Genomic DNA, 19121 nt, shown 5'->3' on the forward strand with positions numbered 1-19121 from the left:
CCGGCACGGCGGTCAGCCCACCCGGATGCCCACGATGCAGGTGTCGTCGTCCGTGTCCGACTTGCTGTACGTCAGCAGGCGGTCCAGCTGCTGGTCGAGAGTGGTGGGCGCCGTGCGCGCGGTGGTCAGCAGCTGGGTCAGCGACTCCTCCACCGGCCGGTCACGGCGTTCGATCAGACCGTCGGTGTACATCAACAGCGTGTCCCCGGCGGCGAGCTGCATCTCCTTCTCCTCGTACGAGGCCTCGGGCACGGCACCGAGCAGCAGACCCCTGCCCAGCGGCAGCGGAGCCGCCTCCGCCTCCCGGACCAGGACCGGGGGCAGATGACCCGCCCGGGCCCAGCGCAGCGTCCGCCGCTCCGGGTCGTACAGCCCGCACACCGCCGTCGCCGTGACGGCGCCCGTCAGATGGTGCGCCACGATGTTGAGCCAGGACAGCAGCTGTCCGGGACCGGCTCCGGTCACCGCCAGACCGCGCAGCGCGTTGCGCAGCACCACCATGCTGGTCGCGGCCTCGATGCCGTGCCCGGCCACGTCCCCGACGCACAGCAGCACCATCCCGGACGGCAGGACGACCGCGTCGTACCAGTCGCCGCCCACCAGCTGCTCGGTCTCCGCCGGCCGGTAGCGCACCGCCACCTGGAGGCCGGCCACCTGCAACGGTGCCTGGGTCGGCGGCATGATGGCGTGCTGCAGCTGCAGGGTCAGCCGGTTGCGCTCGGTGGCCTGCTGCTCGGTGTGCGCCAGCTGGTCCCGGGTGGCGGCCAGCGCCACCTCCGTCCAGTGCTGTGCCGAGATGTCCTGGCAGGCGCCGCGCACCAGCAGCAGCCGGTCGTCGGTGTCGAGCACGGGCTCCGCGACGATCCGGATGTGCCGGGTCACCCCGTCCGGCCGTTGCAGCCGGAACGCAGCGGCCGCCGGCCGCCGGTGGTGCAGCAGGGTGCGCAGGAAACGGCGGATGGAGACACCGTCGTCCGGGTGCGCGTGGGCGGGCAGCTCCTCCAGCGGCACCGGCAGGCTCGACTGCGGGCGCCCGTAGAGATCGAACAGCTGCCCGTTCCAGGTGATCTCACCCGTCAGCACGTTCTCCTCGAACCCGCCGATCCGGCCGAGCCGCTGGGCGTTCTGCAGCAGGCTCGCCAGCCGCGCCGTCTCGTCCTCGATCCGCCAGATGAGGAGCACCGAGGTGCCGTGCCGGCTGATGCTGATGTCCGCCACCGCCGACAGCGGCACCTGGTCGACGAGCGCGGTGAGATTCATCCGCCGTGCCCGGAACGGCTCACCGGTGGCGTAGACGCGCTCGACGCGCTGGAACAGTTCGCTGTCACCGGCGGCCATCGGATAGGCCTCCAGCAGCAGCGCCCCGCTGACGACCGCCCGGGGCCGCCCGGCCGGGTCGAGGAAGCGGCTGTTGACGTGCTGGATGCGGAAGTCCACCAGATGCCCGTCGGCGTCCAGGTGCGGCACCAGGACCAGGGCGGGGTCGTGCAGCCCGTCGGCCAGGTCCATCAGCTCGGCGACGTCCGGCACGACCCGCGGCTCCTGCGCCCCGGTCGGCAGCGGCGTGTACATCTCCAGCGTGTGCGCGCACAGTTCGGCCAGCGCCTCCACCTGGCGCACGACCTGCGGGGGCTGCGGCTCCAGCGGAGCGGGCCAGGCGATCTCCAGCACCCCGTGGACACGCCCCCCGGTGCCGGCGGGCAGGGCGGCCCGGCCGCCGTCCGGGTGGTGGTGCAGCCCGATCGTGGGCAGCCCGGTCTCCTTCAGAGCGGTGATCCAGTGCCCGTCGCGCTCGACGAGACCCCGCCGCGCCACCGTCACCACGTCCGGCGGGACGTAGCGCCAGCGCGTGGCCTCGGCCGGGGAGAAGCCGGCGCTGCCCGCCAGGGTGAGCGAACCGTCCGGACCCGCGGCCCATATGGCCACGGCCACCGCGCCGAGGGGGCGCAGCGCCTGCTCCAGCAGGGCGTCGGCCACGGCCTGGGTGTCGTCCGCCGCCAGCACACCGCTCTCGGCGACGCGCAGCCGCACGGCCGCCGACTCGGCCTCCGCCTCGTCGGCGGCCTTGGTGGCGGCGAGGAACGCGTCGGTCACCTCGGACATCCGGTCCCGGGCGGCCTGGTTGATGACGTCGACGGCCAGTTCCAGAGGACTGACCTGGGCCTGTTCGGCCAGCTCGGACAGCTGGCGGGCGGCCTGGGCCGGCCCGCACTTCAGCCGCTCGACCAGGACGCCCTTGGCCAGCTCGATCAGGGCACGCCCCTCGGCCTCCGCCTGGGCGGCCCGGACCTCCCGGCTGAGCCGCTCCACGGTGGCCGCCAGCCGCCCCACCGGCGAGGCGGTCGAGACACCGCCGAGTTCCGCCAGCAGCGCCTCCGGGGACACCAGCTGCCCGTCGGCGACCACCCACTGCTCGTCGGACGCCCCGTCGGCGGAGTCGCGCTGCGGCTCGTCGGCCGGACGCTGCAGCTCATCGCCCTGACGCGGCTCGCGCGGCTGCTCGGACATGCTCACGGTCTCGATGCTCCTCGGCTTCAGCGCCCGGGGGCGCGGAACGGCTGGCCCTGCGGGGCGCCCGGCCCGCCGGTGTGCGGGTCGGGCGCCGGCGTGCTCACGAGGGCAGCCAGCGGCGGACGCAGGCCATGAGGTCGCGCGTGTCGACCGGCTTGGTGACGTAGTCGCTCGCACCCGAGGCGAGGCTCTTGTCCCGGTCGCCCGGCATGGCCTTCGCCGTGACGGCGATGATCGGCAGGTCCGCGTACTGCGGCATCTTGCGGATCTCCGCGGTCGCGGTGTAACCGTCCATCTCCGGCATCATCACATCCATCAGCACGATGGCGACGTCCGGGTTGTTCACGAGCGTCTCGATGCCCCGGCGCCCGTTCTCCGCGTGCAGGACCCGGAAGCCGTGCAGCTCCAGGATCCCGCTGAGGGCGAAGAGGTTGCGCGCGTCGTCGTCGACGACCAGCACCGTGCGGCCCGCCGAGGCGTCGTCGACCACCGGCGGCGTCAGCGCCTGCGTCTCCTCGGGCCGGACCAGGGACAGCACGTCCCCGGGCTCCTCGGCGGACAGGTGCAGGGCGATCCGTTCCCGCAGCTCGTCGAGGCTGGACAGCAGCTCCAGCGCCCCGCCCGCCGAGCGGGACAGCAGCGTCTCGTCCAGGGCGACGTCCGCGGGGTGGCTGCTGTGCACCAGCACCGGCACGCTCGTCAGCGCCGAGTCGCCCTCCAGGGCCTGGAGGAACCGGGACGCCTCGCCGTCGGCCATGCCGAGCTCCAGGACCACGCAGTGGCACGGGTCGGCCGCCAGGGCACCGGCCGCCTCCTGGGCGCCGACGGCGGTGATGACGTCGACCGCGGGCCGTCCGCCGTCGGACCGGGCGTGCGTCAGGTCGGCGACCACGCTCTCGGCGACGAGCGTGAGCAGACCACGCGGCCGCTCCTCCACGACGAGCAGCCGCCGGGGCCGCGGCCCGGGCCCGATCTGCGGCACGGGCGCCGACTGCGACACACCCTCCGGCAGGGCTTCGGCCGAGGACCGCTCCGGCGTCCTGCCGTGGTTGAGCAACTCCTCGAAGTCGGGGCGGGCCACCGGCAGGAACAGCGTGAACGTGCTGCCCTGCCCGGGCGTGCTGTCCACCGTGACGGCACCGCCGAGCAACTGGGCGATCTCCCGCGTGATGGACAGGCCGAGGCCGGTGCCGCCGTACTTGCGGCTCGTCGTGCCGTCCGCCTGCTGGAAGGCGCCGAAGATCGTCTCCAGGTTCTGCTCCGGGATGCCGATACCGGTGTCCTTCACCCGGAAGGCCACCACCGCACCGCCGCGGACCACGCCCTCGGGCACCTCGGCGTCCGCCGCGGGCTCGATGCTCAGCTCGACGCCGCCCTGCTCGGTGAACTTCACCGCGTTCGACAGCAGGTTGCGCAGCACCTGGCGCAGCCGGGAGTCGTCGGTGAGCAGGTCGCCCGGCGCGCCCGGCGCGGTCGTGATGGTGAAGTCCAGGCTCTTCTGGGTCGTCATGGGCCGGAAGGTGGCCTCGACGTACTCGATGAGCTGGCGCAGCGCCACCCGCTCGGGGGCGACGTCCATCTTCCCGGCCTCCACCTTGGACAGGTCGAGGATGTCGTTGATCAGCTGCAGCAGGTCCGAACCGGCGGAGTGGATGATCTGCGCGTACTCGACCTGCTTGGGCGTGAGGTTGCGGGACGGGTTCTGCGCCAGCAACTGGGCCAGGATCAACAGGCTGTTGAGCGGGGTGCGCAGCTCGTGGCTCATGTTGGCCAGGAACTCCGACTTGTACTTGGAGGCCAGCGACAGCTGCTGCGCGCGGGTCTCCAGCTCCTGGCGCGCCTGCTCGATCTGCAGGTTCTTCGCCTCGATGTCCCGGTTCTGCGCCACGAGCAGCGAGGCCTTCTCCTCCAGTTCCGCGTTGGAACGCTGGAGTTCCTCCTGCTGCACCTGCAGCTCGGTGGAGCGGGCCTGGAGCTCGACCGTGAGGCGCTGCGACTCGACGAGCAGCTCGTCGGTGCGGGCGTTGGCCACGATCGTGTTGAGGTTGACGCCCAGGGTCTCCATCAGCTGCGTGAGGAAGTCCCGGTGGATCTGGGTGAAGGCCGTGACCGACGCGAGTTCGATGACGCCGAGGACCTGGCCCTCCACCACGATCGGCAGCAGTACCAGCGCCGTCGGCACGACCTGGCCGAGCCCCGACGAGATGGTGACGTAGTCCGGCGGCAGTTCGTCCACGACGATGGTGCGCCGGCTGCGCGCGGCCTGGCCGACCAGGGTGCGGCCGAAGGCGATGCGGGTGGGCCGGGTGCTGTCCTCCGGGTAGCCGTAGGAGCCGACGAGCCGCAGCTCGGGCCCCTCGTCGCCGTCCTCCGCGAGGTAGAAGGCGCCGTACTGCGCCGACACCAGCGGGACCAGCTCGTCCATGATGAGCTCGGCGACCACCGGCAGGTCCCGGTGGCCCTGCATCAGGCCCGAGATCCGGGCGAGGTTGGTCTTGAGCCAGTCCTGCTCCTGGTTGGCCCGGGTGGTCTCGCGCAGGGACTCCACCATGGAGTTGATGTTGTCCTTGAGCTCGGCGACCTCGCCCGACGCCTCCACGTTGATCGACCGGGTCAGATCGCCCTCGGCGACCGCGCTGGTGACCTCGGCGATCGCCCGCACCTGCCGGGTCAGGTTCCCCGCCAGTTCGTTGACGTTCTCCGTCAGGCGCTTCCAGGTGCCCGAGACGCCCTCGACCTCGGCCTGACCGCCGAGACGGCCCTCGGTGCCGACCTCGCGGGCGACGCGGGTGACCTCGTCGGCGAAGGCGGACAGCTGGTCGACCATGGTGTTGATCGTCGTCTTGAGTTCGAGGATCTCGCCCCGGGCGTCCACGTCGATCTTCTTCGACAGGTCACCCCTGGCCACCGCGGTCGTCACCAGCGCGATGTTGCGCACCTGGCCGGTGAGGTTGTTGGCCATCGAGTTGACGTTGTCGGTGAGGTCCTTCCAGGTGCCGGCCACGTTCGGCACGTGCGCCTGGCCGCCCAGGCGCCCCTCGGTGCCGACCTCGCGGGCGACGCGGGTGACCTCGTCCGCGAAGGCCGACAGCGTGTCGACCATCGTGTTGATGACCTCGGCGAGCGCGGCCACCTCGCCCTTGGCCTCGACCGTGATGCGGCTGGAGAGGTCGCCGCGCGCCACGGCGGTGGCGACCTGGGCGATGGAGCGGACCTGGCCGGTCAGGTTGGAGGCCATCACGTTGACGTTGTCGGTGAGGTCCTTCCAGGTACCCGACACCCCGCGCACCTGGGCCTGGCCGCCGAGGCGTCCTTCGGTGCCGACCTCGCGGGCGACGCGGGTGACCTCGTCGGCGAAGGCGGAGAGCTGGTCGACCATCGTGTTGATGGTGGACTTGAGTTCCAGGATCTCGCCGCGCGCGTCGACGGTGATCTTCTGCGAGAGGTCGCCCTTGGCGACGGCGGTGGCGACCAGCGCGATGTTGCGGACCTGGCCGGTGAGGTTGCCGGCCATGAAGTTCACCGAGTCGGTCAGGTCGCGCCAGGTGCCCTTGACGCCCTTGACGTCCGCCTGGCCGCCGAGGCGCCCTTCGGTGCCGACCTCGCGGGCGACGCGTGTCACCTCGTCGGCGAAGGCGGAGAGCTGGTCGACCATCGTGTTGATGGTGGACTTCAGCTCCAGGATCTCCCCGCGCGCGTCGACGGTGATCTTCTGCGACAGGTCGCCCTCGGCGACGGCCGTGGTGACCTGGGCGATGGAGCGGACCTGGCTGGTGAGGTTGCCGGCCATGTGGTTCACGGAGTCGGTCAGGTCGCGCCAGACACCGGCCACGCCGGGCACCTGCGCCTGGCCGCCGAGGCGCCCCTCGCTGCCGACCTCGCGGGCGACGCGTGTCACCTCGTCGGCGAAGGCGGACAGCTGGTCGACCATCGTGTTGACGGTCTCCTTCAGCTGCAGGATCTCGCCGCGCGCGGGCACGTCGATCTTCTGCGACAGGTCGCCCTTGGCCACCGCCGTGGCCACCTGGGCGATGTCACGGACCTGCGTGGTCAGATTGCCCGCCATGGCGTTGACCGAGTCGGTCAGGTCGGCCCAGGTGCCCGAGACACCCGGCACCTCGGCCTGTCCGCCCAGCGTGCCCTCGGTGCCCACCTCACGGGCCACCCGGGTGACCTCGGAGGTGAACACGGACAGCTGGTCGACCATGCCGTTGAAGACCTTGGCGATGTCGCCCATGAGGCCGTCGGCGTCGTCGGGCAGCCGGGTACCGAAGTCCCCGTCCCGTACGGCGGTCAGGCCGGCCAGCAGCCGCCGCAGCTCCTGGTCGCCCGGCACCGCGTCGACGGCCCCGGCGCTCTCGCTGGTCATGCGCACCCTCGTTCCGCTCCCCAAGAGCCCCCGTGGCCGAGGACTCGGAACTCCCCGGACCGCGGCGGCGGCCCGGCTGTCGTGCATGCGTGTGTGCAGTCACGGATCTGCTCGATGAGAAATACGCCGCAGGCTAACCCACGTTTCGAGTCCCTCACAAAGCCTGCCCGGAACGGTCACCTCGGCACTCGCACACACCGAACCCGGCCGGGTCCCCACTTCGGCCCGGAACATGCATCATCCCCCGGACGGATTCTCCCGGGGGATGTCGCGTGGTGTCGAGGGCACTCAGTCGAGGCAGAACTCGTTGCCCTCGACGTCCTGCATCACCAGGCACGACTCGTTCTCCTCGTCGGCGGCCAGCAGCCGCACCCGAGTCGCGCCGAGCCCGACCAACCGGGCGCACTCGGCCTCGAGCGCGGCCACGCGCTCCTCCCCGACGAGTCCGGTGCCGACCCGGACGTCGAGGTGCACCCGGTTCTTGACGATCTTCCCTTCGGGCACCTGCTGGAAGTACAGACGAGGGCCCGCACCCGAGGGGTCGACACACGCGGACCACGACGTCGCACCCTCCGCCTGCGGCGGCAGGACGTACCCCAGCACCTCGCACCAGAAGCGAGCGACGCGCGCGGGTTCCGCGCAGTCGAAGGTGACCTGGAACTCCTTGATCGATGCCATCGGGTCAGCGTAGCAAGGGGGCACCGACGCTCAATTCCTTTATTGGGGGCGCTCGTTGCCGTGTTCTCGGCCGGCGGGCGTATCCCGGGCGTATCCCGGGCGTATCGAAAAACGGATACGCCGTCGCAACGGCCCCCCGTCTTCCCTGGGGGCATGAAATCCGACGCACCCCGGTCCGCCGCACTCCGCCGCACGCGCCAGGTGGTGGTCCCGGTCCTGGCGATCCTCGGCGTCGCGGGTGTCGCGTTCGTCCTGCGACGCCCGCTCCTCATGCCCGCTCCGGCGTGCATGGCCGGGCGGTGGCACGGCTGCTTCGACACGTTCAACGGTGTCCTGCTCATGACGCTGGTCGCGCTGCCGCTGTCGGCGCCGGTCGTCTGGGCGCTGGCCCGGCGCCGACGGGTCGCCGGCGCCGCCCTGCCGTGGCGGACCTCGCTGGCCGAGGTGGGCCTGGTGCACGGGACGGTGCCGTTCCTGTGGATGACCATGATGCCGGGCGGCGCCGACCCCGGCACCGTGCCCGCCCGGGTCAGCCTCGTGCCCTTGCGGGACCTCGTCACGATGGGCCCGCTCGGGATCGCGGGCAACCTGCTGATCTTCGCGGCGCTGGGGTTCTTCGCCCCGATGCGGTGGGCGGCCCTGGCGTCCGTGCCGCGGATCCTCGCGCTCGGCGCGGTCTGCTCGGCCCTGGTGGAGAGCGCCCAGTACGTGCTGCGGCTGGACCGTGTGTCCTCCGTGGACGACGTCCTCGTCAACGCCACCGGCGCCGCACTGGCCGCGCTGGCGTCGCGCCGCTGGTGGCGCCGGCCGGGACCGGGTGCCGAGGAGGTTCAGGGGGTGATCGGCAGGTCCTCGCGCGCTCGCTCCAGGTCGTCCTCCCAGATCCAGAGGCGGTGGTGGGGCGGCACGTCGTGGTAGCCGTACAGACCCACTTCGCGCAGCGTCCGCAGGTCCACGCACACCCTCTGGTAGGCCTGCCCGATGGTCTTGGCCGGATCGGTCACCTCTCGGGCGCCGAGTTTGATGCACGCCCGGTACTCGTACCCCAGCAGCAGGTCCTCCCCGAACTCCGCCCAGGCGCCCAGCTGTCGGGTCCAGGCCGCTTCGGCCTCGTCCAGCAGCAGGTTCAGGTCGGCGGCGGACGGCAGGGAGGGGTAGATGAGGAAGGTGGCCGCCCAGCCGAGAGCCACCATGTCCAGGTTGAACGTGCGCCGGCGCGGGTCGTCGCGCGGGGGCAGCGGATCGGCGGAACCGCCGGTGAACCAGGGCGCGGTGTACGCCAGGAGGCGTCCGTTGCTCTCGACGAGCTCGCCCGTGGCGATCACCGCCAGCTTGCGCTGCGATCCGTCGGGGCGGGTCAGCCGCGTGGTCACCATCTCCGCGTGCGCCTCGGCCGCCGCCTTGCCCGCGGCCTGGTGCCGCTGCGCGGCGTCGGGGGTGATCCGGGAGACGAGGTAGTCGCGCAGGTCCCGCGGCAGCGCGTCGTAGGTGCCGTCCAGCAACCGTGCGCGGGTGCGGTCCAGCGCGGCCTGGGCGGTGGCGGGGGCGCCGCCGAAATCGCTTTCCGGGGTGTCGATGGACACCATGCGGATCGCCATGGCGATGGTGGGGGTGTCGCCGTCGGTGACACTCAGGAATCTGTAGTCGTGGGCAGGCCGACTGGGGCCCACGAAGCCGAGGTCTGTCATCGTCTTGTTCCGGTCTCGATGGACTGCCCGGGTCACTTCCGAGGTCCCTTGCCGGTGCGCGATTCGGCGGTGGACGTGTTCTCGGCGGGAAAATCGACGACTTTCGCGATCAGCGGATACAACCAGTATGAGCCGCCGGTGAGATGAGCACCACCGGGCACCAGCGGCGGAGCCGTCCGCGCGGGGCGGCGCGCGGTCCGGGTTCCGCCCGCCCGGCGTGAAGACCGGTGCGGGCGGCACCCACGGAACTCATGGAGCCGAGCGGCCGACGGACCTCAGCCGGCCGGGCCAGCGGACGGAGCTCAGCCGGCCGGGCGTGCGGACGGAGTCGGCGGAGTCATGGAGGCCGGGCCGGCCGGGTCCGTCGCCGGCACGGCGCTCTCGTCGTGGCTGTCCGACCGGCCGCGCAGGCCCAGCGCCGCGAGGGCCGCGCCGACGAGGGCGAGGACGCCGGTGACGAGGACGGCGGCGTGGACGCCGTTCATGAAGGCGGTGTGGCTGCCCTCGGTCACGGCGGCCCTGAGCTGTGCCGGCATCGCGCCGGAGACCGGGGCGACGCCCATGGCGACCGCGTCCTTCGCCTCCTCCAGGCGTGCGACGGCCGCCTGCGGCACGCCCGCGTCGGTCAGCGCGCCGCCCAGCGTGGAGCCGACGCGGCTGCTGATGAGGGAGACGAGCACCGACGTGCCGAGCGCCCCGCCGACCTGGAGCGAGGTGGCCTGCAGACCGCCCGCGATCCCGCCGTCCTGGACGGGGGCGTTGCCGACGATCGCGTCGGAGGACGCCGACATCACCATGCCGACGCCGAGACCGAGCGCGACGAAGGGCGGCCACAGGGCGTGGTACGACGCGTCGGCGCTCCACGTCAGCATCGTGAACGCGGCACCGGCCTGGAGCACCATGCCCAGCGGCATCGTCAGGCGCGGCCCGAACCGCTCCGTGAGTTTCGCGCCGAGCGGCGAGGCCACCATGGACGCGAGACTCAGCGGCAGGGTGCGCACACCGGACTCGACCGGGGTGAAGCCGCGGACGTTCTGCAGGTACAGCATCACGAAGAAGATCACGCCGAGCAGGATGAAGAAGTTCAGCGCGGTGACGATCGTGCCGATCGTCAGGGCGGGGTTGCGGAACAGGCGCATCGGCAGGAGCGGGTGCGCGACGCGGGTCTCGAACCAGCCGAAGAGGGCGAGGACGACGAGGCCTCCGGCGATCGCGCCGAGCGTGCCGGCCGAAGTCCAGCCCCACGTCTCGCCCTTGACGACGCCGAAGACGACGGCGAGCAGTCCGAGGGCGAGCAGCACGACGCCCGGGACGTCGAACTTCTGGCCGGCGGCCGCCATGTTCCTGGACCGCGGCAGGACCATGAGACCGAAGACGAGGGCGATGACGCCGATGGGGGCGTTGATGTAGAAGACGGACTCCCAGTCGACGTGCTCGACGAGCAGGCCGCCGACGATGGGGCCGAGCGCGGTGGAGACGGACGAGATCATCGCCCAGATGCCGACCGCCATGCCGAACTTCCTCGGCGGGAACACGGCACGCAGCAGGGCGAGGGTGTTGGGCATGAGCATCGCGCCGAAGACGCCCTGGACGGCGCGGAAGGCGATGACGCCCTCGATCGACCCGGCGAGGCCGATCGCGACGGACGCGAGGGTGAACCCGACGACGCCGACGAGGTAGAGCGTGCGGCGCCCGAAGCGGTCGCCGAGCTTGCCGCCGAGGATGAGGGTGGCGGCGAGGGCGAGCAGATAGGAGTTGGTGACCCACTGCAGTTCGGCGGTGGTGGCGTTCAGATCGCGGGCGATCTCGGCGTTGGCGATCGAGACCACCGAACCGTCGAGGCCGACCATGAACAGGCCGAAGGCGACGGCGACGAGCGTCAGCCAGGGGTTGGCGCGCGGACCGCGCGGGCCGGATACGGGCGTGGGCGCTGCGAAGACAGCGGTGACAGACACGGGTGAGATGTCCTCGGGACGTGGGGCGCGCGGCGCGGGGCCGCGTGGTCAGGAGGGCGGGCTGCACACGGGGGCAGCACGCCGGGCCCCGCCGCGGCAGCGACGGAGGTGACGGGGAAGCGGCAAGCGGAACCGGTCAGACGGACCGGTCGCGCAGGGTCCGGGTGAGCGACCCGAGGGCGCCGAGGGCCGAGCCGAGGGCGTCCAGGTCGCCGTCGGTGAGGGTGCGCAGCGCGGAGGCGAGCTGTGCCGCCGCGATGGAGTGCACCTCGTCGATGCGCCGGCGCGCCAGCGCGGTGACGCGCAGATGCGCCACACGCTTGTCGGCGTCGTCCTGGTGCCGTTCCAGCAGACCCGCGTCGGTGAGGCGGGTGACCAGGGCGCTGACGTTGTTCGGCTTCATGCGCAGCGCGTCGGCGGCCCTCTGGACGGTGGCACCGTCGTGCTCGGCGACGTACTGCAGCAGGGCCAACTGCCGCTCGGGCAGCTTCGGATAGGGCAGGTCCCGGTCGATGAGCTGCTTGAGCTGCCGGTTCAGTGCGGGCAGGCGGACCACGAGGCCCGCGGCCACCTGGTCGACTCCCCGGCTCTCGCGAGCCTCACTGCTTCCGGTCACGCCGCCAAGTTACCTATGGAGAGAAACCTATGTCAACATACTGATCACGCGGCGCCGCGAAGACCTCCTGAGGATGCCCTCGGCGGAACTTGAGGCGCTTCTCGGCCAGGGCGTCGCGGACGTTTCCCGGACGTTGTCGCCGGCGATGCGCAGGGTGACGCCGGTGAGGTACATGTCCAGCAGGGGGAGTTCCCCGGGCGGAGTGGTTGCCCGCGGACCCCGTAGATGCCCTCGGGTGCAAGGCACTTGACCGCCGGGGCGAGCCGGTCGGCCCGGACCATCCGGTCGAACGCGCAGCGGCCCGGAGCGGTCGGTGCCGCCGCGCGTCCGCAGGCGGGTCAGTGGCAGCAGCCGCATCCCGGCGGGCAGTCGCCGCATGCGTCCGCCTCGGTGTCTTCGGCCCGCACCGCTGCGGCGACGGGTGCGCAGCAGCCCTCGCCCTGCCAGGCGTCGCGGCCTTCCTTGACGGCGATGGCGGCGATGACCAGGGCGGCGAGCGGGTCGGCCCAGGTCCACCCCAGAGTGGCGTTGAGGACCAGGCCGGCCAGCAGCACGGCCGACAGGTACGTGCACAACAGGGTCTGCTTCGAGTCGGCGACCGCTGAGGCGGAGCCGAGTTCGCGACCGGCGCGGCGCTGGGCGGCGGACAGGAAGGGCATGACCGCCAGCGACAGTGCGGCGATGACGATGCCGGGGACGGAGCGTTCGGCTTCGCCGGTGCCGGTGAGCGCCCGGACGGCGTCGACAACGACGTAGGCGGCGAGCACGAAGAAGGAGACGGCGATGATCCGCAGGGTGCGCTGCTCGCGCGCCTGGCGGACGTCGTGGTCGCGGGCGGTGAACTGCCAGGCGACCGCGGCGGCGGAGGACACCTCGATGACCGAGTCGAGACCGAAGCCGATCAGGGCGGTGGAGGAGGCGAGAGTGCCGGCGGTGATCGCGACGATCGCCTCGACCGCGTTGTAGGCGATGGTCGCGGCGACCAGCAGACGTATGCGGCGGGCGAGCGCCTCGCGGCGGATCGCGGACGGCCCGGGGGACAACGGAATCTGGGCGGTCATCGACAACAGCCCTTCGAGTCGGCGTCCGCACAGGTGCGGTCGGTCTCCACGGCCAGCACGGCGGTGCGCAGGTCGTCCAATGCGCGACCGAGGCGTTCGTCGGCGAGTGCGTAGCGGGTGCGCCGGCCGTCGGGCGTGGTGGCGACCAGCCCGCAGTCCCGCAGACACGCCAGATGGTTCGACAGTCGGGTGCGTGAGATCCCGAGGCCGTCGGCGAGGTCGGCCGGATAGGCGGGTGCCTCGCGCAGAGAGAGCAGGATGCGGCAGCGGATCGGGTCGGCCAGGGCGCGGCCGAAGCGGGCCAGCACCTCGATGTCGGAGGCAGTAGTCAGCACACCACGACTGTACACGCGATGCTGAATTCAGGAAGCCATGGATCGTGCTTGGGGCTCTGGCGCCTCGTCGCCCTTCCTCCGCGCGGATTCAGATACTCCTCGCAAACAGGAGTAAAGGGACCATAAACAGTCACCCGGTCGGGGTGGAACACCACGAACTCCTCGGGCTGACGGGGCACGCCTCGCCAACCGCGTACCAGCAGCGAATGAGGTATCAGCCATGTCCACCTCCGCTTCCCGGCCGTCCATGGAGACGCACCCGGACATCGTCGAAATGCGTGAGCGCCACGAGACGGCCGAGCGGGCGACCAGCACGCCCCAGGGGCAGGTCGTCGGAACGCTGGCCTTCCTCACCGGCATCTACCTGGCCGCTTCACCGTGGATCACCGGCTTCAACGGACTGTCGACGCTCGCCGTCACCAATCTGCTCGTCGGTATCGCCTACGCCCTGCTCATGAGTGGAGGCTTCGGCCGGGCGTACGAACGCACCCACAGCATGGCCTGGGGCGCCTGCGCCCTGGGCATCTGGACCATCGTCGCGCCGTGGGTGGTCGCAGGTGACGTCAGCACCACCAAGACGGTCGTCAACAACGTCATCACGGGCGCGATAGCCGCCCTGCTGGCCCTGGCCGCCAGTGCCGCCACCCGCGCCGCGGAGGCCGGCAGAGCGCGAGCGGGCATGACCGGATCACCGACCGGCACCTGACCCTTGCCGGCCGGCTCCCCGCGACCGGACTCGATATGAACCGGACTCGATATGAAAGGGATCAGACATGGCCGGCCATCAGGACCGCCACGAGGACGGCTACGACCGGGCCCGCGACCGAGGCGAGCCAGGATCGCACTCGGGTGCGGAAAGCCAGGCCCAGGACCGTTCCCTCCCGGGCACAGCGAGCAGCAAGGAGGGGTACCAACCGGAACGGGGCACGTCGGCGGGCAACCCTCTCGACGGCATCGAGACCGAGGAGGGCGCCGCCGCTGACGGCGGCGACGAGGAACCCACCGGCCACAGCTGAAAGCGTGCCGCCCCTCGGCCCCGACGCCGAGCAGGCGCCTCACGAGGAGACTTGGGCCGGTCGGACAGCTGACGCTCCGCCGGTTGGGCCTCCGGCGCGCACGTGCGACCACGTCGGCGTCCGGATCATCCGCCGGGCCCGCCATGCCGGCTCCCCCGTGGGGGAGCCGGCATGGTGTCGGACCGTCAGCGCTGCAGTGTCAGCAGACCCGGACGGTAGGGCAGGAGGCCGTAGTCGCCGCCCGAGTTGGGGCTGCGGCCCTGGTAGAGCAACTGCAGACGGCAGGGATCGACCGTCATGGTCTGGTCGGGGCTGGTGCGCAGCAGTTCGCCGTGGCTGATGTCGTTGGTCCACGTGGCGCCGCTGTTCGCCTTGCCGGCGAAGGGGTTGCTCTCGGTCGCGGCCTGGGGCGTCCACGAGCCGTTCAGGCTGGTGGCCGTGAACGAGCGGAAGTAGCGGTGGCCCTGGGCGCCGATCGCCTCGACGATCATGAGGTAGCGGTTCTGCCCCTGCAGCTTGTAGACCTGCGGGGCCTCGAACAGGTTGTTCGTCGTGTCGCTCATGACCACGGTGGAGGTCGAGCCGAAGCTCCCCGGGAAGTTCCCGATCGGCATGCTGGCCCGGTAGATCTTGCCGTTGTCACCGGCGAAGAACAGATACATGTTCGACCCGTCGGCGATGAGCGTCTGGTCGATGGGTCCGGTGCCGGAGCCGGAGATGCTTCCGGTGAAGAGCGGCTGCTCGGACGACCAGCCGTTCGGGTTGGTGGGATCGCTCGACGTCCGGTAGGAGAAGGCGGTCCTGCCCCACTGGTAGGCGAGCACCCAGATGTTCTTCGGCGCGAAGTAGAAGAGCGTCGGCGCGACGGTCGACGCCGACATCGCGTTCTGGCCGGCCGAGGCCATGTCCGACCAGTTGGTGAACGGGCTGAAGTTCATCGAACCCCAGCTCGTCCCCGTGTCGTGCGTCGTCGCGTAGACGAGCTGCTTGCCGTTGTAGGGGGCGACGGTGAAGTCCTTGAGGGAGACCCAGCCGGACCTGGGCTGAGCCAGCGCGCCCGTGGAGCTCCAGCGGTAGGTCGACGGGAGATCGCATGTTCCGGGGTTCCCGGCGCCGACCTTGACGAGCTGCCACTGCTGGTTGGCGCCGCCCCAGTCGTCGTACTGGACGATGTTGGCGTTGTCGGCGGTGGAGGCGCCCTGCACTTCGAGGGCCTTGTTGCTGTGGCGCGAAATGAGCCTCACGTGGCCGTCGGAACTGTCGGCCAGGCGCCACTGCTGGTTGGTGGCGTTCAGGTCGGCCCACTGGACGATCGCACCGCCGTTCGCGGTGGACCAGTTGTGGACGTCCAGCACCTTGCCGGAATGGCGGGACTTGATGCGGTAGTAGCCGCCCCCGGCGTCGACGAACTGCCACTGCTGCTGGGCCTGGTCGTTACGGGCCCACTGGGTGATGCGGGCGCCGTCGCCGGTGGCCATGTTGTACACGTCCAGGGCCTTGCCGCTGTTGCGATTGACCAGGACGTACGAGGCGTCGGGGTCCACGGTCGCCGCCGCGGCGGGCTGGGCGCCGAGGAAGGTCGCCACGAGCAGCAGGGGCGACAGGACGGCGAGTAAGCGTTTGAGACGGACCGGGGAAGGGTGGCGAAGCCACATCACAGGGCCTCCTTCGGGGCGGGGTGGGGGTGCCGCCGATGAACCGCGGAGCAGCCGAGCCGGTGGTAGCGGAGCTCGAAAGTTTCGAGGAGTTCCCGAATCTTCGTCGCCACAAGCTAGGAAGGTGGGACTCCCGGGTCAAGGGCTATTGCTGTTCTGGCCGCAAACAGTGGGTCATCGAATGTTTCGACGCCGAAACGGAAACTTTCCCCGTCCTGGAGTATTGACGAGTCACCGTCAAGCCCTCAATCATCCCTCTCTGAGCGACCGACCATAGTTCGAGATTTCGAACCACGTCGATCCTGAACGCATCGCCGTTCCGGTGAGGCCCGCACCGACGCATCCGTCCCGGTGGTAGCGGACGACGCTTTTCCCTGCGCTCCAGTCACTCGTGATCTCTACTTTGGAGGCACAGTCATGGGCTTGCACGCCCTTTCGGTACCCCTCGTCCGCCGGAAACTCCGCGGTCTGCTGCCGGCGCTGGTCGTCGGCGCCCTCGGTGCGGCCGGCGCACTGGCCGCACCGCCCGCCGCTCAGGCCGCGCCGTCCGCCGAGAGCACGCTCGGCGCCGCGGCGGCGCAGAGCGGCCGCTACTTCGGCACCGCCATCGCCTCGGGCAGGCTGGGCGACTCGACGTACACGACGATCGCCAACCGCGAGTTCAACTCGGTGACGGCCGAGAACGAGATGAAGATCGACGCCACGGAACCGCAGCGGGGACAGTTCAACTTCTCCGCCGGTGACCGCGTCTACAACTGGGCCGTGCAGAACGGCAAGCAGGTGCGCGGCCACACCCTGGCCTGGCACTCCCAGCAGCCCGGATGGATGCAGAACCTCAGCGGGAACGACCTGCGCCAGGCGATGATCGGCCACATCAACGGCGTGATGGGCCACTACAAGGGCAAGATCGCCCAGTGGGACGTCGTGAACGAGGCCTTCGCCGACGGCAGTTCGGGCGCCCGGCGCGACTCCAACCTGCAGCGCACCGGAAACGACTGGATCGAGGTCGCCTTCCGCACCGCGCGCGCCGCCGACCCGGCCGCCAAGCTCTGCTACAACGACTACAACGTCGAGAACTGGACCTGGGCCAAGACCCAGGCCATGTACAACATGGTCCGCGACTTCAAGCAGCGCGGCGTGCCGATCGACTGCGTGGGCTTCCAGTCGCACTTCAACAGCGGCAGCCCCTACAACAGCAACTTCCGCACCACCCTGCAGAACTTCGCCGCCCTCGGCGTCGACGTGGCCATCACCGAACTCGACATCCAGGGCGCCTCGTCCTCGACCTACGCCAGCGTGGTCAACGACTGCCTGGCCGTCCCGCGCTGCCTCGGCATCACCGTCTGGGGCGTGCGCGACAGCGACTCCTGGCGGCCGGAGCACACGCCGTTGCTGTTCAACAGCGACGGCAGCAAGAAGCCCGCCTACACCGCCGTCCTCAACGCGCTCAACGGCGGCACCACCACGCCCCCCACCGACGGCGGAACCATCAAGGGCGCCGGATCGGGCCGCTGCCTCGACGTGCCCAACTCCGCCACCGCCGACGGCACCCAAGTCCAGCTGTGGGACTGCCACGGCGGCACCAACCAGCAGTGGACGCTCACCACCGCCGGTGAACTCAGGGTCTACGGCAACAAATGCCTGGACGCCGCCGGCACCGGCAACGGCAGCAGGGTGCAGATCTACAGCTGCTGGGGCGGCGACAACCAGAAGTGGCGCCTGAACTCCGACGGAACCGTCGTCGGCGTCCAGTCCGGCCTCTGCCTCGACGCCGTCGGGAGCGGCACCGCCAACGGCACGCAGATCCAGCTCTACTCCTGCTCGAACGGCAGCAACCAGCGCTGGACCCGCGCCTGACACGGCCGGTCCACCCACGGAAGGAGCATCGATGTCCTGGTGGTCCCGGATCGCCGCCGTGGTGGCGGCGACCCTCGCGATCGGTACGCTCACCGCGGTGAACCCGGCGCCCGCCGAGGCGGCGACGGTGGACACCAGCGCCTGGTACGTCCTGGTCAATCGCAACAGCGGCAAGGCGCTGGAGGTCTCCGGCGCGTCCACCACCGACGGCGCGCGGCTCGGCCAGTGGACGCGCGGCGACGGGGCCCACCAGCAGTGGCAGTTCGTGGACTCCGGCGGCGGCTTCTACCGCCTCAAGGCCCGGCACTCGGGCAAGGTGCTCGACGTGGCCGGTGCCTCCACCGCCGACGGCGCCACGGTCCAGCAGTGGGCCGACCACAACGGGAACAATCAGCAGTTCCGCCTGGCCGACTCCGACGCGGGCCACGTCCGGCTGATCAACCGCACCAGCGGCAAGGCGGTGGAGGTGCAGGGCGGCTCCACCGCCGACGGCGGCAACGTCGTGCAGTACACCGACTGGGGCGGCGCCAACCAGCAGTGGCAGATGGTCAAGCTGTCGGCCGGGGGCGCAAGCGGATGCGGCAGCGCCCCGGCCCTGACGAGCGGTACCCACACCATCCAGAGCGGCGGCAAGAGCCGCAGCTTCATCCTCAGGGTTCCGGCCAACTACGACAGCAACCGCCCCTACCGGCTGATCTTCGCCTTCCACTGGCGGGGCGGTACCGCCGGCGACGTCGCCTCCGGCGGCACGAGCGGCAGCGCCTGGTCCTACTACGGCCAGCAGGAACAGTCGGCCAACAGCGCCATCCTCGTCGCCCCCCAGGGCCTCGGCAACGGCTGGGCCAACACGGGCGGCGAGGACGTCACCTTCGTCGACGACATGATCCGGCGCATCGAGAGCGGCCTCTGTGTGAACCCGGCCCAGCGGTTCGCCACGGGCTTCAGCTGGGGCGGCGGCATGAGCTACGCCCTCGCCTGCAGCCGGGCGCACGTCTTCCGGGCCGTCGCGGTCATCTCCGGCGCCCAGATCAGCGGATGCAGCGGTGGCACCCAGCCCATCGCCTACTTCGGGATCCACGGCACCGGCGACTCCGTCCTCGGCATCGCGCAGGGACGGTCCCTGCGCGACAAGTTCGTCGCCAACAACGGCTGCACCCCGCAGAACCCGCGGGAGCCCGCGGCCGGCAGCCGCACGCACATCACCACCGCCTACGCGGGCTGCCGTGCCGGGTACCCGGTCCAGTGGGCCGCGTTCGACGGCGGTCACATCCCCGGCCCGGTCGACGGCTCCTCCGGCGAGAGCGGCGTGACGACCTGGACCAAGGCAGAGATCTGGAGGTTCTTCGCACAGTTCCAGTGACACCCTCCCCGCACCGCGGA

At 71.0% G+C, this 19121-nt stretch carries 14 protein-coding genes and 1 pseudogene; 5 read left to right on the top strand and 10 right to left on the bottom strand.

Annotation, left to right across the window (positions count from 1 at the left end; translation table 11 throughout):
* Positions 1-12: 12 nt before the first annotated feature.
* The 3 genes from ACIGAQ_RS25205 to ACIGAQ_RS25215 form a co-directional block, all read right to left on the bottom strand.
* A complete protein-coding gene (locus ACIGAQ_RS25205) occupies positions 13-2508 on the bottom strand; it encodes a SpoIIE family protein phosphatase (RefSeq protein WP_399787143.1) in 2496 nt (831 codons plus the stop codon).
* A 103-nt stretch (positions 2509-2611) separates the two neighbouring features.
* Positions 2612-6880, bottom strand: a complete 4269-nt coding sequence (locus ACIGAQ_RS25210) for a HAMP domain-containing protein (protein ID WP_399786344.1) — start codon at positions 6878-6880, stop codon at positions 2612-2614.
* Positions 6881-7168: 288 nt separating this feature from the next.
* A complete protein-coding gene (locus tag ACIGAQ_RS25215; RefSeq protein ID WP_362278837.1) occupies positions 7169-7558 on the bottom strand; it encodes a VOC family protein in 390 nt (129 codons plus the stop codon).
* A gap of 153 nt (positions 7559-7711) precedes the next feature.
* Between ACIGAQ_RS25215 and ACIGAQ_RS25220 the strand changes: the two genes are divergently transcribed.
* Positions 7712-8476, top strand: coding sequence for a VanZ family protein (locus ACIGAQ_RS25220; protein ID WP_399786347.1), 765 nt, complete (start codon positions 7712-7714; stop codon positions 8474-8476).
* Here the strand turns inward: ACIGAQ_RS25220 and ACIGAQ_RS25225 are convergent.
* The 6 genes and pseudogenes from ACIGAQ_RS25225 to ACIGAQ_RS25250 form a co-directional block, all read right to left on the bottom strand.
* Positions 8389-9246, bottom strand: coding sequence for a hypothetical protein (locus tag ACIGAQ_RS25225; RefSeq protein WP_399786350.1), 858 nt, complete (start codon positions 9244-9246; stop codon positions 8389-8391). The two genes, ACIGAQ_RS25220 and ACIGAQ_RS25225, sit on opposite strands and share 88 nt — an antisense overlap.
* Before the next feature lie 302 nt (positions 9247-9548).
* Entirely contained in the window at positions 9549-11201 is a 1653-nt protein-coding gene (locus ACIGAQ_RS25230; RefSeq protein WP_399786353.1) for an MFS transporter, read from the bottom strand.
* A gap of 136 nt (positions 11202-11337) precedes the next feature.
* Positions 11338-11817: a MarR family winged helix-turn-helix transcriptional regulator gene (locus ACIGAQ_RS25235; RefSeq protein WP_399786356.1), complete on the bottom strand. Its 480-nt coding sequence runs from the start codon at positions 11815-11817 to the stop codon at positions 11338-11340.
* A 126-nt stretch (positions 11818-11943) separates the two neighbouring features.
* A pseudogene (locus ACIGAQ_RS25240) lies at positions 11944-12092 on the bottom strand (dehydrogenase); the annotation flags it as partial.
* A 63-nt stretch (positions 12093-12155) separates the two neighbouring features.
* Positions 12156-12878: a cation transporter gene (locus tag ACIGAQ_RS25245; RefSeq protein WP_399786359.1), complete on the bottom strand. Its 723-nt coding sequence runs from the start codon at positions 12876-12878 to the stop codon at positions 12156-12158.
* Entirely contained in the window at positions 12875-13213 is a 339-nt protein-coding gene (locus ACIGAQ_RS25250) for an ArsR/SmtB family transcription factor (RefSeq protein ID WP_399786362.1), read from the bottom strand. The genes ACIGAQ_RS25245 and ACIGAQ_RS25250 overlap by 4 nt, the downstream gene beginning before the upstream one ends.
* Positions 13214-13460: 247 nt before the next feature.
* On the opposite strand from ACIGAQ_RS25250, the gene ACIGAQ_RS25255 reads away from it, so the two are divergent.
* Both ACIGAQ_RS25255 and ACIGAQ_RS25260 read left to right on the top strand, forming a co-directional pair.
* A complete protein-coding gene (locus ACIGAQ_RS25255) occupies positions 13461-13919 on the top strand; it encodes an SPW repeat protein (RefSeq protein WP_399787145.1) in 459 nt (152 codons plus the stop codon).
* 67 nt (positions 13920-13986) lie between these two features.
* Positions 13987-14229: a hypothetical protein gene (locus ACIGAQ_RS25260; protein WP_399786365.1), complete on the top strand. Its 243-nt coding sequence runs from the start codon at positions 13987-13989 to the stop codon at positions 14227-14229.
* Between the two features lie 185 nt (positions 14230-14414).
* Here ACIGAQ_RS25260 and ACIGAQ_RS25265 read toward each other — a convergent pair whose 3' ends face one another.
* Complete coding sequence (locus tag ACIGAQ_RS25265; protein ID WP_311681983.1) at positions 14415-15884, bottom strand: non-reducing end alpha-L-arabinofuranosidase family hydrolase; 1470 nt, start codon at positions 15882-15884, stop codon at positions 14415-14417.
* Between the two features lie 417 nt (positions 15885-16301).
* On the opposite strand from ACIGAQ_RS25265, the gene ACIGAQ_RS25270 reads away from it, so the two are divergent.
* Together ACIGAQ_RS25270 and ACIGAQ_RS25275 are read left to right on the top strand one after the other, a co-directional pair.
* A complete protein-coding gene (locus ACIGAQ_RS25270) occupies positions 16302-17741 on the top strand; it encodes an endo-1,4-beta-xylanase (protein WP_399786369.1) in 1440 nt (479 codons plus the stop codon).
* A 31-nt stretch (positions 17742-17772) separates the two neighbouring features.
* Positions 17773-19101, top strand: a complete 1329-nt coding sequence (locus tag ACIGAQ_RS25275) for an RICIN domain-containing protein (RefSeq protein ID WP_399786372.1) — start codon at positions 17773-17775, stop codon at positions 19099-19101.
* Positions 19102-19121 lie beyond the last annotated feature (20 nt).

Origin of the sequence: Streptomyces sp. NPDC085932, from assembly GCF_044540525.1 — a bacterium.
Taxonomy (GTDB): Bacteria; Actinomycetota; Actinomycetes; order Streptomycetales; family Streptomycetaceae; genus Streptomyces; species Streptomyces levis.